Origin of the sequence: Geomonas silvestris (assembly GCF_014193515.1) — a bacterium.
Lineage (GTDB): Bacteria > Desulfobacterota > Desulfuromonadia > Geobacterales > Geobacteraceae > Geomonas > Geomonas silvestris.
Genome location: NZ_BLXX01000009.1, coordinates 201,628 through 214,934, shown reverse-complemented (window position 1 = coordinate 214,934; position 13,307 = coordinate 201,628). Strand labels below are relative to the sequence as shown.

Below are 13,307 nucleotides of genomic sequence, written 5' to 3'. Positions count from 1 at the left end.
GTGATGAGCTTAACCGTTTCAACCTTGAATTCCCTGGAATACGTCTTCCTCTTCTTTGCCATGACAGTCCCTCCGTGCTGCCGGTTTTAGCAGCTTTTCGGACTGTCCACAAGATCGGGGAAGATCCAGTTTGTCCTGCCGCCCCAGATGAGGGATCTTTCGTCGACCCCAAATAAATGGGTTCTTGCAAAAGTGGTCTTCAAAACTTGTCAAGCCACCTTACAGTGGAAAAGATCTCGAGAATGGGTGGGGCCTCTCAATAAGTTTTGCCAGATCATGTTCAGTCTTGAGCCTAAGAAACTGTAGTTTCTTCTGCGATCTCAATGTTTATGCTGCGCAGAATTCGAGCGGGGTTGCCAGCCACGATGCAATAAGCAGGGACATCCTTGGTTACGACACTGCCGGCACCGACAATCGAATATTCCCCAACCGTCACCCCGCACAGCAACGTTGAACTGGATCCTATGGAAGCACCTTTTTTCACAAGCGTCTGGACCACCGACCAGTCAGACTCAGACTGCAATTCGCCACAGGCTCTAGTCGCCCTCGGATATAAGTCATTTATAAAGGTCACGTTGTGCCCTATAAATACATTGTCTTCAACTACGACACCCTCGCATATGAAGGTGTGACTTGAGATCTTGCAGTTGTTACCAATTTGAGCGTTTTTCTGAACCTCCACGAATGCACCAACCTTCGTATTGTCTCCAATCGTGCAACCGTAGAGATTGATGAACTTAGCAAGACGAACATTTTGACCAATTTTGACATCATCTGATATCGCCAAGTATGTTTCCATATTTGCTCCTGCAGCCTTGGGAGTGACCACACTAGAGTCGAACAAGTTTGCCACCTTGTTTCAATGACTTTATAATGGCTTCAAGCAGGCGAACTACACGCAGACCCGCCTCGCCATTATTTTGCGGTACTTGATCATTCGCAATGCAGTCAATAAAGTATGCCGCTTCCCCTTTGAGCGCTTCTACCTGGTTCACCCTTGGCGCCCACATGTCCCCACTTCGATAGTTCACCCTAAGGCCATAGGACTGTTCTTTGGTACCTTCCATGCCTTCGACTCCCTTATCATAAACCCTTATCTTTTCGTCGTTCACCAGATCGTTCCAAACGAGCATCTTCTTCTGCCCCCCGATCAATGTTGTTCTTATCTTAACAGGAGACAACCAGTTTACGTTTAGGTGTGCAATAACGTTGCAGGGGAAGTAAATCGTTATGTAGGCGACATCCTCTAGGCCATGATTGAAGTGTGCCACTCCCGTCGCCATCACGGCAACTGGGTCTTTATCTATTAAATAATCCATTATGGAAAGATCATGTGGAGCAAGGTCCCACACGACATTTACATCATTTTGAAATAGGCCGAGGTTTACTCTGATAGAATCAAAGTAGTATAGGTCTCCTAAAATTCCTCCTTCAATGAGTTCCTTGATCTTTTTAACCGCTCCCGTGAAAAGGAAGGTGTGGTCAACCATTATTTTCAGTTTATTCTTTGCCGCAAGCTCAATCAGCTCTTCTGCTTGAGAGGTCGATGCCGTAAACGGCTTTTCAATGAAGATGTGCTTTCCATTGAGAAGAGCCGCCTTGGCTATTTCATAATGGGATGAAACTGGGGTCACGATTGCGATGACATCTAGGTTCCCTGAAGTCAGAAGCCCCTGGCAGTCCCGTTCAAGTCTAATCCCCGGATAGCTCTGTGCTGCTCTGGCCAAAGATCCCGCGTCAGCATCGCTAATAGCGGTGACTTTTGCCCCCGGAGTTTCATTGAAGTTCCTTGCCACATTCGGCCCCCAGTAGCCATAGCCGATTACACCGACGTTAATCATAATATTGCTCCTTATCTCTGCTACTTAATAGGCCCCCTTAGCCTTGAAGACAGCCAGAGGGGTTCGCAGTAGGATCTTGATATCCAACATAATGGACCACCCCGTTAGATATTTTAGGTCTAACCGCACCATCTCATCAAAGCTGGTACTGCTTCTACCGGTTACCTGCCACAAACCTGTAATTCCCGGACGTTTGCCCATCAGTCGGTTTCGTTGCCAACCAGCGTAGTTCTCGACTTCATAACGAATTGGTGGGCGCGGTCCAACCAAGGACATGTCGCCTTTTAGCACATTGATAAATTGTGGAAGCTCGTCCAGACTGTATTTCCGCAGGCATCTCCCTACAGGAGTAATCCTCGGGTCAAATTGAATTTTAAACACACCCTGCGATGCGGAAATCTGGCCATTGATAAGCTTCGTCACGTACTCTCGATGAATGACGTCATCGTTGTCGAGGTACATGGAACGGAACTTGAGCAACTTGAACTTCGTGCCATTGCGTCCGATCCGGTCCTGAAGAAAGAGCACAGGCCCTTTAGAAGAAAACTTTATAAAAATCGGCAAAGTGATAAAAAAAGGCGAAAAGAGAATAAGCCCGACGATGCTCCCCAGCACGTCCAGTGCCCGCTTGACAATCTCCCCCGCTTTAACTCGAAAATCCACGGTAAACAATTCGGGGTAGAAGGTCATATCGAAAAGGAGCGGTCCTCCGGCTACGGGGAAGATTCGAAAATCAATCACTATCTGTCGTGCCGTTTCCTCGTTTACCAATGAGGCCAGCATTGCTCGTGTTTTTTCGGCAACAATCATTTGTGCCGTGCTTATCTTCTCTGGTTCTACCTCGGTCAGGATTACTCCAAAAAGTGATCCTGGTTTGAGTACTCCACATATATCCGTATGTCTGACACAGTGATGCAGCCTCTCACAGAGCCATCTACTTCCACCGTCCCGATCTGCAAGCCCACTGGTATTGGGATCAATCACCATCACAAGCAATGGTTTATTTGAGCGCTCCGCTCTCTTTCTCTCTTGAATCAATTTCTCTTTAAAATGTCGTTCCGGATAGAATTCGTGGTCCCAAGTCGAACTATCATTCGATATTTGACACCTTCTTATCATCTTGCGTAACCAGTATCGGTTCTTCCAGGTAGTGCCGATCATTGCTTCCTCACTACGTTAAAAAAACCATCAGTTAATCCGAATCACGGGCATCAGAGCAAAACGTCAAATCCACCGAGCCGGCGATGACTGAGCGGCAAGACGGGATATTCCCTCAGCGTCCAGTAATCGCTCGCATGTTTAATTAGTTTTGCTTAACTATCACAAGTATAGCTTTGGTTGCTGTCCTGTCAACTGAAACTGATTTGACCGATATGCACGAACCTGAAAATCACCAGTTCGGCCACCTGAGGTCGTTTGCAGTGAAATTTTACCGGTAGCTATCGTTTCTTTGCAAATCAGTAAAATCAGGTAACGAGACGACTCTTCCCGCGACCCGACAATCCAGCAGCCGTTTCACTCGCCAAAGGTTGCCCTTTTCAAGGCGTACGACTACTGAGATAACAGCTCTTTCGACTACAATCATGCAAATATTGAATAATATCATTTACAAAGAAATAAATTCAAATCGATGATTTCATGCGGTGTTGAAGGGGATCGGGTAACTCTCCCAAAAGGATTGGGAACTGCTGCATGCAGGATGTTAGGTGACTGCAAGATGTAAGTGCCCGGCAATTAGCGGCGGATGGATACGCCGGAGGGAGCGAAACCCTTAAAACTGCTGTTTTTCCCAAAAGCTTTCTTTGAGTAGAATCGTCTTGTTCTCCAGAGTTTCCAAATCGCCTTCCATTGTTAAACGATGCAGAATTCTGGTAACTGTCTCTCTAGAAACTGAGGTGTACCCTGCTAGTTCTTTGTGAGTAAGCCGCAGCGCTATCACGACGCCACGATCATCCCTTACGCCATGCAGCCTACTCAGGTGATTGAGTATTGATCTCAGCCTCATTTCAGCATCAGGTAATGCTATAGCTTTAAGCATTAACTGTGCTTCCCTCAATCTTCGACAAAGTATTCCGACTATCTGCAACACAGCTTTTTCGCTTTTCAGAAATATTTTGTCAAAAATTTGCTTTGACAACAGCCCTATTTCAGAATCTTCCATAGCTATAACAGTTGCTGGCGCTGTTTTAGCATCTAACATTGCCATCTCGCCGAATATGTCTCCGCGTTTATGGACGGCAAGTATCCTTTCGCTCCCATCACTACCTAAATTTACTACTCGGACTTTACCACCATAGACTATATACAGAAATTTAGAGGTTTCTTCTTCTAGAAGCACCACTTGGTTTTTATAAAATTTTTTCTCAACTATTCTCGAATGCACTTCCATATATTCATCTGGTTCTAAAGAGGCAAACAAAGGAATAGCGCGTAAAACCTTCATATGTGGCGAATCATGGTAGATTTGGGTTTTTAGCATGTAGTTACCCCTCTCGAACCTACTTTGCAATTCTCGCCCCTGCCAAGTGTTCCCTTGTGAACCACCTGCACTACGTTCCACTTAAGATGCAGTATTTTGAACTCGCAACTGATATAATCTACCCGTGTATTAATCTGCTGTGACTCATAGGAGCTCCGAACTATGAATGAATTCAAACCAGATACACTTCCGGGTGTCGACGATGAGACTGCACCGCAGATGCAGCTATTGCAAGAGGCTGCTTGTCGCCGTCTGCAGTTCAAACCTAAATTTATTAATCGACTCATTCTAGAGTCTAGTCCCTATCTTCTTCAGCACGCCAACAATCCAGTTAACTGGTTCCCTTGGGGTGAGACGGCTTTAAATCTAGCCAAAGAGTTATCCCGGCCATTGTTTGTGAGCATTGGCTATGCTACTTGTCATTGGTGTCATGTCATGGAAGTCGAGTCGTTTGCGAATGAAGTTATTGCTCACTTTTTGAATGGGCACTATATATCTATCAAGGTAGACCGAGAAGAACGGCCAGACATTGATTCCCAATTTATGAATGTCCTAGGCACTATGGGAGCTCAGGGTGGGTGGCCGCTCAACATTTTCCTAACCCCTGATGGTAATCCGTTCTATGGAGGTACCTATTTTCCTCCCTTTGATAGCCAGAGAGGCCTGAGTTTCCTGGCGCTGTTGCAACGAATCACTGAGATGTACAATAATCACCCTAGTCGGCTGCATCTGGCTGGACAGCAAGTTACGAGCGCAGTACGACAACAAATGCTAACCGTCGATAAATCACGCACTGCACCAGAGACTTCCGCACTTCGTCGTGCTGTTGAACGCTACAGCACACTGTTTGATCCTGTAAATGGCGGCATTGTCGGAGCTCCAAAGTTTCCAAGCTCATTATCTATCAGGTTCCTTCTCCGCCAGTACTGGGATACTGGCAATTCGGATCTTTGCAGAATGGTGAAGGTAACCTTGTCCAAAATGGCATGTGGCGGAATTTATGATCAGATCGGTGGAGGATTTCATAGATACGCCATTGATAGCCAATGGATTATTCCCCACTTTGAGAAGATGCTCTACGATAATGCCCAACTTGCAACCACTTACCTAGAGGGTTACCTGGTAACTGGCTCCTCGGAATTCGCAGCAATTGCAAAAGAGACTATGGGATACCTTTTTCGTGAACTTAAAGCACCTGAAAAAGGTTTCTTTTCCGCTACAGACGCTGACAGTCTAGGACCTAACGGGAAAAGTGAAGAAGGTTACTTTTTCACCTGGACTCCAAATGAACTTACGGAGGTCCTCGGTACCGACAACGCACGATCCATCGGCACTTTTTTTGGCATTACCACGATTGGCAACTTTGACGGACGTAGCGTCCCACATCGGAAAGAATCGATTCAGCAATTTGCTGGGAAAATGGGAATATCGACTGAAAATTTTGCAACTACGGTTGGCGAGTGCCGAAACGAACTATTGAAAGTAAGACTACAGCGGCCATTGCCTTTTCGCGATGAGCAAATGTTAACCTCGTGGAACGGCCTTGCAATCTCAGCCTTTTCCAAAGCCGGTTTTTTCCTCGACGACAAGGGTCTACTTGGCGTAGCCCAAGAAGTAGCACGGTTCATTTGCCAGGAGATGACTCACAGCGGAGGCTTGGCCCACAGTTTTCAAGAAAGTTTTCCAAAAGGAATTGGCTTTCTCGACGACTACGCTTTTATGATAGCTGCATTCCTCGACCTCTTTGAAGCCACAGGCGATATACAGCATTTGAGACATGCACTGGCGCTAAATGATGTCGTGCAAAACGAATTTTTAGACGAGGAATGTGGCGGATACTTCATGACTAGCAGTAGACATGAGGAGTTACTTGCACGGGAAAAACCGACATACGATGGTGCAATCCCTTCCGGGAATTCCGTCATGCTACAAAATCTCGTTAGGCTTTATGGAATTACTGATCAAAAGGAATATCGAGAAACTGCTGAGCGCGCGTTCTCCGCATTCGGATCGCGAATAAATGAAACACCAACTGCCGTCCCTGAAATGCTAATCGCCCTGCAGGCATATCTCACAGATACATTGCAGATTGTTATTGTTGCACCACCAGAGAACGTGAAGTCTGCTGACCCATTGCTGAAGATCTATAGATCGTCGTACCTGCCATTCAGCATTCTCATACAGGCGATCGAGGGTGAACAAATGATTGAGTCTTGTCGAATTGTACCTGCCCTCGAAGGAAGACATGCGGATGGTGATAAGGCAGTAGCTTATGTCTGCCAAGGCAGAGCCTGTAAACTGCCGACCACCGACCCTGCTGAATTGAGCCGTATCTTTAAATGCCTTTCACCTCGAGTTAACGAGGATTGCTGATTCACAGGTTATCGTGCACCATCTGGTCGTCTCTTATGAAGTAAGCAGTGCTGCTACCAGCGCGAGCTCAACGGTCGTTTGCCCTGTGATGCTCATTCGAGAATAATGTTAACTTTTCCTAATCTACAAGGGTGGATTATAGTGGTCATCGCCTCGATGTCAACGGGGCTCAAGAAATTGCCGTTCCGCCACCGAGTGTTGCATCAACTACCGCGACGTGTGCGATACCTGAGAGGGCTCATGGTGATCCGCTACCCGCAGAACCGGGGCAAAGGGTGCGCCCTGAGGACCGGCGTGCTCAGGGCGCGGGGGCGGCTGGTGCTGGTTTCCGATGCCGACCTCTCCCCCCCCATCGAGGAGTGGGGGTACTGAGGCCCCACCTCGACTCGCAGCGGCACCAGATCGCCATCGGCTCCCGCGCCCTCGCGCTGAGCCGGATCAGGCACACTCCTTCTCCACCCCGCAGCAGAAATTCCAATGAGAACATCACGTTTACCCCATTTCACCTTCCTCCGCACCTCGCCCCCATCCCACCACCTTCGCGGCAACTCACCGTTCTATCGAAGAAATCTCATGTGAGAAGAACCCTTACATTTTAATCTCGGCGCCGCACATTTCATTAAAGTAAGCACGACTCACGCCGAAGAGGGCCAGCAACACTAAGAAAACCGCCTTTCTTCGGCGACGCAGCGGGCCTGACAACCGGGCTGCCGCCAGACGCCATCTCCCCGACCGGCAGTTTCTGTGTTTCCCCAGCTGAAGAGGAGAACCATGCAGCAATCACCCAGTACCAAGGAGAAGGTCACCCCGACCGGTGCCTGGACCATGGACCAGGCAGTCGACGGTCTTGCCTTTCTGGCCTCGGCCCTTAAGGAGCAGCTGGAGGTGACCCCGTTGCCGGTGCGGACCGAGCTGGACCTCAGCGAGGTAACCGAGCTGGACGCCTGCGGCTGCCAGCTTCTTGCGGTGTTCCTGGAGAACCTCAAGGGAAACGGGATCCTCGCCGTACCACACGGACTTGCGCCCGCACTCTTCGACACCACCCGCCTCCTGGGTTTTGCCGGGCTGCTCGGCGCCCAGGACGGAGCAAAGGATAACTGATGAGCAACGGCAAACCGGGATCGGACATCGACGTCAAACGGTTCAACCAGGTCTTCTTCGAGGAGTGTGCCGAGCATCTCGCCGAGATGGAGCGGATACTCATCTCGTTGTCGGACCGGGAACCGGACCAGGAACAGATGAACGCCATCTTCCGTGCGGCGCACTCCATCAAGGGGGGGGCCGGAATCTTCGGCTTCGACGACATGACGGTGGTCACCCACGTCATGGAATCGCTCTTGGACCGGCTGCGCAAGCACGAGATCGGCTTCACCGCCTCCATGGTGGACGTCCTCTTGGAGGCCGGCGACGTGATCTCCATGCAGCTTGCCGGACACCGCGAGGGGAGTGCGGTGCGCCAGGAGGCTATCGACGCGGTACGCGGGAAACTCCAGCGCCTGGTCGACAACGGCCCCGTCTCCCAGCCTGCTGCCGCGGCTGCTCTGCCCGAGCCAGTGCCCGCGTGCGAGCCCGTCCTGAGCCTTTGCGATGACGGTGCGCTGCGCCGCTACGAGCTCAGCTTCACCCCCGACGACAACATCTTCCGCAGGGGGATCAGGGTCGAGAGCATCATCGCGGAGCTGAGCGAGCTCGCCGAGCCGGGTGGCTTCAGCAGCCGGGCCGAGCTCGTCGCGGTGCCGAGGCTCGAGGAACTCGACCCCGAGAGCTGCCTCACCCGCTGGCACTTCAACCTGACCACCCAGGCAAGCTCCGACCAGGTCATGGAAGTCTTCATGTTCGTGGCCGATGAGGAGCAGCTGAGCCTGCGCGAGCTCCCCCGCGAGACCCCCGCAGCCGCGGCATTGCCGGCCCTGCCGGCCGCGGGACCGGCCCCCTCCGCCGAGCCCGAGCCCCGCCTCGAGGGACGGCGCGCCTACGACCGCGACGAGACGGCACCGGGGGCCTTCGGCAGGCGCCAGGGGGAGATGGAGAGTTCGATCCGGGTCAACGTGACCAAGGTGGATCAGCTGATAAACCAGGTGGGAGAGCTCCTGATCACCCAGGCCATGCTGGCCCAGGTGGCGGCAGAGCTCGACCCGGTGCGCTACGAGACCCTGCACAAGGGGCTCGCCCAGCTGGCGCGCAACAGTCGCGACCTGCAGGGGAGCGTCATGTCGATCAGGCTCGTGCCGATCAGCATCGTCTTCAGCCGTTTCCCGCGCATGGTGCGTGAGCTGGCGGCCCGGCTCGGAAAATCGGTGGATTTGAAGATGGTGGGCGAGACCACCGAGCTCGACAAGGGGCTCATCGAGAAGGTGGCCGATCCCCTCTCGCACCTGGTGCGCAACGCCCTGGACCACGGGCTGGAGACCTCCGAGGCGCGCCTGGCCAGCGGCAAGGAGGCGACCGGGACCATCCAGCTCAAGGCCTCCCAGGTGGCCGGCCGCATCGCCATCGAGGTCTCCGACGACGGAGCCGGCTTGAACCGCGACAAGATCCTCGCCAAGGCGAGCGAGGCGGGGGTCCCCTATTCGGAGAGCATGAGCGACGAGGAGGTCTGGCAGCTCATCTTCGCCCCCGGCTTCTCCACCGCCGACCAGGTCACCGACCTCTCCGGGCGCGGCGTCGGCATGGACGTGGTGCTCAAGAACGTGCAGGCGATGGGGGGGCGGGTGCAGATCGCCTCGCAAGCCGGCAAGGGGACCTGCGTCACCATAAGCCTCCCGCTCACCCTGGCCATCCTGAACGGGCTCTCGGTTGCCGTGGGTGGCGAGAAGTTCATCATCCCGTTAAGCGCCATCATCGAGTCGCTGCAGCCCAAGTCCGACCAGCTCAAAAGCGTGAACGGCAAGCAGGTGGTGGCGGTGCGCGGCGAGTACCTCCCCATCCTCAGGCTTCACAACTTGTTCAACATCGAAACCGAGGTAAGCGACCCGCGCCAGGGGATCCTGGTCCTGGTCGACTTGGGAGGGGAGAAGACCGCCCTTTTGGTGGACGCGCTTTTGGACGAACAGCAGGTGGTGGTGAAGAGCATCGAGACCAACTACCGCCGCGTAGAAGGGAGTGCCGGCGCCACCATCCTGGGTGACGGCCGCGTGGCGCTCATCCTGGACGTCGCGGAACTCTTCGAAATGGCGAAAAAGGCCCAGCCCGATCCGGGCCCGGCCAAGGAGGCGGCATGACCATGCAGGGAGCACTAAGAACCGAACAGAACCAGGCCCGCGGGGCCGAGTTCCTCACCTTCACCCTCGCCGAGGAGACCTACGGGATCGACATCCTCAGGGTGCAGGAGATCAGGGGCTACGACAGCGTGACCCGGATCGCCAACACCCCGGACTTCATCAAGGGGGTCATCAACCTGCGCGGGGTGATCGTCCCCATCGTCGACCTGCGCCTGAAGTTCAAGGTGGGGCAGGCGACCTACCACGAGTTCACCGTGGTGATCATCATCAACGTGGCCGACAAGGTGGTGGGGATGGTGGTGGACGGGGTCTCCGACGTGGTGGCCCTCTCCGAGGAGCAGATCAAGCCGGCCCCCGAGTTCGGCAGTGCCCTGGACACCCGGTACCTGACCGGCCTTGGGACCGTGAACGACGACATGCTGATCCTGATCGACATCGAGAAGCTCGTCACGAGCGACGAGATGCAGCTCATGGAGCGGCTTCCCGAAGTGTAAAAGCCCTTTACGATAGCTCAAACTCTCATTCAAGGCGGAAACAACCATGAAAATGACCGGATTCAAGGACTGGAAGATCCTCACCAAGATTCTCAGTATCTCCATCGCCACCGTCACGTTACTGATCCTCGGGGTGCTCTTCTACGTGCTCCCCTACATGGAGAAGAACCTGATGAACGAGAAGATCACGGCGACCAAAGGCGTGGTCGACGTGGCCTACGCGGTGCTGGAAAGTAACTTAAACGACGTAAAACAGGGAAAACGGACCCTGGCCCAGGCCCAGGCCGACGCCCTCAAGGAAATCGGCGAACTGAGGTACCACGGCAGCGAGTACTTCTGGGTCAACGACATGGACACCAGAGTGCTCATGCACATCAAGCCCGAGATGATCGGCAAGCTGCAGAACGAGACCAAGGACCCCAACGGCAAGAGGCTCTACGTCGAGTTCGTCAACGTCTGCCGCGACAAGGGCGAGGGGGTGGTCGACTACCTCTGGTCCAAGCCCGGCTCCAACGTCCCGGTACCCAAGATCTCCTACGTGAAGCTCATGAAGGAGTGGGGCTGGGTCGTGGGGAGCGGTATCTACGTCGACGACGTGCAGGTGCAGGTCGCCAAGATGCGCTGGCAGATCCTGGGCGGGACGCTTTTCCTCTCCCTGGTGGTCTTCGCCTTCGCCTGGGTGGTGGCGCGCCGCATCAAGCTCGCTCTGGACCAGGCCATCGCGGCATCGCAGCGCATCGCCTCGGGTGACCTCACCGCGCACCTCACCGTGGAGAGCAAGGACGAGACCGGCGACCTGATCGGCTCGTTGAAGGAGATGAACGAGGGGCTCGCCCGCATCGTCGGCGAGGTGAGAAACGGCTCCGACTCCATCGCCACGGCCACCGAGGAGATCGCCGCCGGCAACGCCGACCTCTCCCAGCGCACCGAGGAGCAGGCAAGCGCCCTCGAGGAAACGGCATCCTCCATGGAGGAGCTCACCTCGACGGTGAAGCAGAACGCGGACAACGCCCAGCAGGCGAACCAGCTGGCGATCAACGCAAGCGGCGTGGCGGTCAAGGGTGGCGAGGTGATCAACCGGGTGGTGCTCACCATGGAGTCCATCACCGACAGCTCGAAGAAGATCTCCGACATCATCGGAGTCATCGACGGGATCGCCTTCCAGACCAACATCCTCGCCTTGAACGCAGCGGTCGAGGCGGCCCGGGCCGGCGAGCAGGGGCGCGGCTTCGCGGTGGTGGCGGCCGAGGTGAGAAGCCTCGCCCAGAGAAGCGCCGCCGCAGCGAAAGAGATCAAGGCCCTCATCGAGGACTCGGTGGGCAAGGTGCAGGACGGCAGCCGCCTGGTCGAGGAGGCCGGCCGCACCACCCAGGACATCGTGACCAGCATCAAGAGGGTGACCGACATCATGGCCGAGATCTCGGCGGCCTCCGTCGAGCAGTCCAGCGGCATCGAGCAGGTGAACATCGCCATCACCCAGATGGACGACGTCACCCAGCAGAACGCGGCGCTGGTCGAACAGGCGGCGGCAGCGGCCGAGTCGCTGGAAGACCAGGCCCGCCAGATGGTGGCGGTGGTGGCTCGCTTCAAGCTCGAGGAGGGGGGGCGCAGCCACGCGGCGTCCGCCGCGGCGCCCCGCAAGGTGACCCGTTCCGGGGCCGCGGCACAGCTCCCCAAGCTGGGAGAGAAAAAACCGAGCCAGACAGCGGTACCGCGTGCGGCCCGCGTCGACATCCGTCCGGCAGCCGCGGTGGAGGCAGCCGACCTGGACGACGACTGGAAAGAGTTCTGAGAGCCCTCGCCGCCACATTGAAGTTCCTGGGGACCCAGGGAGCCGAGCACGAGACCAGGGGGAGCGCCTTCGAGGCCTTCGAAGGCACTCCCCTGCACTTCGACTTCGCGCAGGAGGATTTCCAGCGGGTCCGCGAGCTGATCCACCAACTGGCCGGCATCTCCCTCTCTCCCGCGAAGAGGGACATGGTGTACAGCCGGTTGGCCCGCCGCCTGCGCGCCCGCGGGATGCAGAACTTCACCGAGTACCTCGACTACGTGGTCCAGGGGGACGCGCAGGAGATCGAGGCCTTCATAAACGCCCTCACCACCAACATGACCTCCTTTTTCCGCGAGCCGCACCACTTCAAAATCCTCGCGGAGCGGCTGGCCGAGCACCGGGACAGCACCCTCACCATCTGGACCTGCGCCTCCTCGACCGGCGAGGAGCCCTACTCCATCGCGATGACCGTCCTCGAGGCCCTGAAGAGCTACCGCCACCAGCCGCGCATCCTGGCGACCGACATCGACACCAACGTACTCGCCACCGCCCGGCGCGGCGTCTACCCCATGGACCAGCTCGCCAAGCTCCCGCCGGAACAGCTCAGGCGTTTCTTTTTAAGAGGTGAAGGTAAAAACGAAGGGCACGCCCGGGTGCGCGACGAGGTGAAACAGCTGTTGAGCTTCAAGCGCCTGAACCTGCTCGACGAGAGCTGGCCCATGCGCGGCAGGTTCGACTACATCTTCTGCCGCAACGTGATGATCTACTTCGACAAGCAGACCCAGTACGCCCTCTTGAAACGGCTGGCGGGGTACCTCAAGCCGCACGGCCTTCTGTTCGTCGGCCACTCCGAGAGCTTCCACCACGCCTCCGACCTCTTCGAAATCTGCGGCAACACGGTCTACACGCTCAAGTAACCACAAAGGAGGTCCCAGGTTCTACGTTCTGAGTTCTAGGTTCTACGTCCCCTCTTACTCTGCCTCTGTATTCTCTCGTCACCGCGCCCTATGCTCCTTTGCCCGGTCGCTGCAGGTAAGCGCCACGTTCTGGTTGCCCATCTCTAACGTCACGCCGCGCTCCGCCTTAGGGCCGCGTAGGCCTGCTTCCCGATTTTCAACCTGGGACGTA

11 protein-coding genes are annotated in these 13,307 nt (G+C 55.1%); 7 read left to right on the top strand and 4 right to left on the bottom strand.

All coding sequences use genetic code 11. The features are described from left to right. Window positions 1-292 precede the first annotated feature (292 nt). From GMST_RS14910 to GMST_RS14895, 4 genes are all read right to left on the bottom strand, one after another. Window positions 293-799, bottom strand: coding sequence for an acyltransferase (locus tag GMST_RS14910; protein WP_183355481.1), 507 nt, complete (start codon window positions 797-799; stop codon window positions 293-295). A gap of 31 nt (window positions 800-830) precedes the next feature. Continuing rightward, complete coding sequence (locus GMST_RS14905) at window positions 831-1,841, bottom strand: Gfo/Idh/MocA family protein (RefSeq protein WP_183355480.1); 1,011 nt, start codon at window positions 1,839-1,841, stop codon at window positions 831-833. A gap of 24 nt (window positions 1,842-1,865) precedes the next feature. Next, window positions 1,866-3,002 carry a sugar transferase gene (locus GMST_RS22075; RefSeq protein ID WP_198424562.1) on the bottom strand — a complete coding sequence of 379 codons (1,137 nt, stop codon included), beginning with the start codon at window positions 3,000-3,002 and terminating at the stop codon, window positions 1,866-1,868. Between the two features lie 610 nt (window positions 3,003-3,612). Beyond that, on the bottom strand, window positions 3,613-4,320 hold the full coding sequence (locus GMST_RS14895; protein WP_183355479.1) for a Crp/Fnr family transcriptional regulator: 708 nt from the start codon (window positions 4,318-4,320) through the stop codon (window positions 3,613-3,615). Window positions 4,321-4,482: 162 nt separating this feature from the next. Here GMST_RS14895 and GMST_RS14890 point away from each other — a divergent pair, with 162 nt between their 5' ends. From GMST_RS14890 to GMST_RS14860, 7 genes are all read left to right on the top strand, one after another. Beyond that, window positions 4,483-6,693, top strand: a complete 2,211-nt coding sequence (locus GMST_RS14890; RefSeq protein ID WP_183355478.1) for a thioredoxin domain-containing protein — start codon at window positions 4,483-4,485, stop codon at window positions 6,691-6,693. A 240-nt stretch (window positions 6,694-6,933) separates the two neighbouring features. Then, window positions 6,934-7,065 carry a glycosyltransferase gene (locus tag GMST_RS22270; RefSeq protein WP_246399672.1) on the top strand — a complete coding sequence of 44 codons (132 nt, stop codon included), beginning with the start codon at window positions 6,934-6,936 and terminating at the stop codon, window positions 7,063-7,065. A 399-nt stretch (window positions 7,066-7,464) separates the two neighbouring features. Beyond that, window positions 7,465-7,794 carry an STAS domain-containing protein gene (locus GMST_RS14880; RefSeq protein ID WP_183355476.1) on the top strand — a complete coding sequence of 110 codons (330 nt, stop codon included), beginning with the start codon at window positions 7,465-7,467 and terminating at the stop codon, window positions 7,792-7,794. Beyond that, a complete protein-coding gene (locus tag GMST_RS14875; protein WP_183355475.1) occupies window positions 7,794-9,914 on the top strand; it encodes a chemotaxis protein CheW in 2,121 nt (706 codons plus the stop codon). The genes GMST_RS14880 and GMST_RS14875 overlap by 1 nt, the downstream gene beginning before the upstream one ends. Beyond that, a complete protein-coding gene (locus GMST_RS14870) occupies window positions 9,911-10,408 on the top strand; it encodes a chemotaxis protein CheW (RefSeq protein WP_183355474.1) in 498 nt (165 codons plus the stop codon). The genes GMST_RS14875 and GMST_RS14870 overlap by 4 nt, the downstream gene beginning before the upstream one ends. Before the next feature lie 46 nt (window positions 10,409-10,454). After that, entirely contained in the window at window positions 10,455-12,200 is a 1,746-nt protein-coding gene (locus GMST_RS14865; protein ID WP_183355473.1) for a methyl-accepting chemotaxis protein, read from the top strand. Between the two features lie 17 nt (window positions 12,201-12,217). Further along, entirely contained in the window at window positions 12,218-13,096 is an 879-nt protein-coding gene (locus tag GMST_RS14860) for a CheR family methyltransferase (protein ID WP_308936499.1), read from the top strand. Window positions 13,097-13,307 lie beyond the last annotated feature (211 nt).

What these genes read in the sequence shown, in the direction of transcription:
- GMST_RS14890 (WP_183355478.1), top strand. Translation starts at nt 4,483, where the DNA reads ATGAATGAATTCAAACCAGATACACTTCCGGGTGTCGACGATGAGACT.
- GMST_RS22270 (WP_246399672.1), top strand. Translation starts at nt 6,934, where the DNA reads ATGGTGATCCGCTACCCGCAGAACCGGGGCAAAGGGTGCGCCCTGAGG.
- GMST_RS14895 (WP_183355479.1), bottom strand. Translation starts at nt 4,320, where the DNA reads ATGCTAAAAACCCAAATCTACCATGATTCGCCACATATGAAGGTTTTA.
- GMST_RS14870 (WP_183355474.1), top strand. Translation starts at nt 9,911, where the DNA reads ATGACCATGCAGGGAGCACTAAGAACCGAACAGAACCAGGCCCGCGGG.
- GMST_RS22075 (WP_198424562.1), bottom strand. Translation starts at nt 3,002, where the DNA reads ATGATCGGCACTACCTGGAAGAACCGATACTGGTTACGCAAGATGATA.
- GMST_RS14875 (WP_183355475.1), top strand. Translation starts at nt 7,794, where the DNA reads ATGAGCAACGGCAAACCGGGATCGGACATCGACGTCAAACGGTTCAAC.
- GMST_RS14910 (WP_183355481.1), bottom strand. Translation starts at nt 799, where the DNA reads ATGGAAACATACTTGGCGATATCAGATGATGTCAAAATTGGTCAAAAT.
- GMST_RS14905 (WP_183355480.1), bottom strand. Translation starts at nt 1,841, where the DNA reads ATGATTAACGTCGGTGTAATCGGCTATGGCTACTGGGGGCCGAATGTG.
- GMST_RS14880 (WP_183355476.1), top strand. Translation starts at nt 7,465, where the DNA reads ATGCAGCAATCACCCAGTACCAAGGAGAAGGTCACCCCGACCGGTGCC.
- GMST_RS14865 (WP_183355473.1), top strand. Translation starts at nt 10,455, where the DNA reads ATGAAAATGACCGGATTCAAGGACTGGAAGATCCTCACCAAGATTCTC.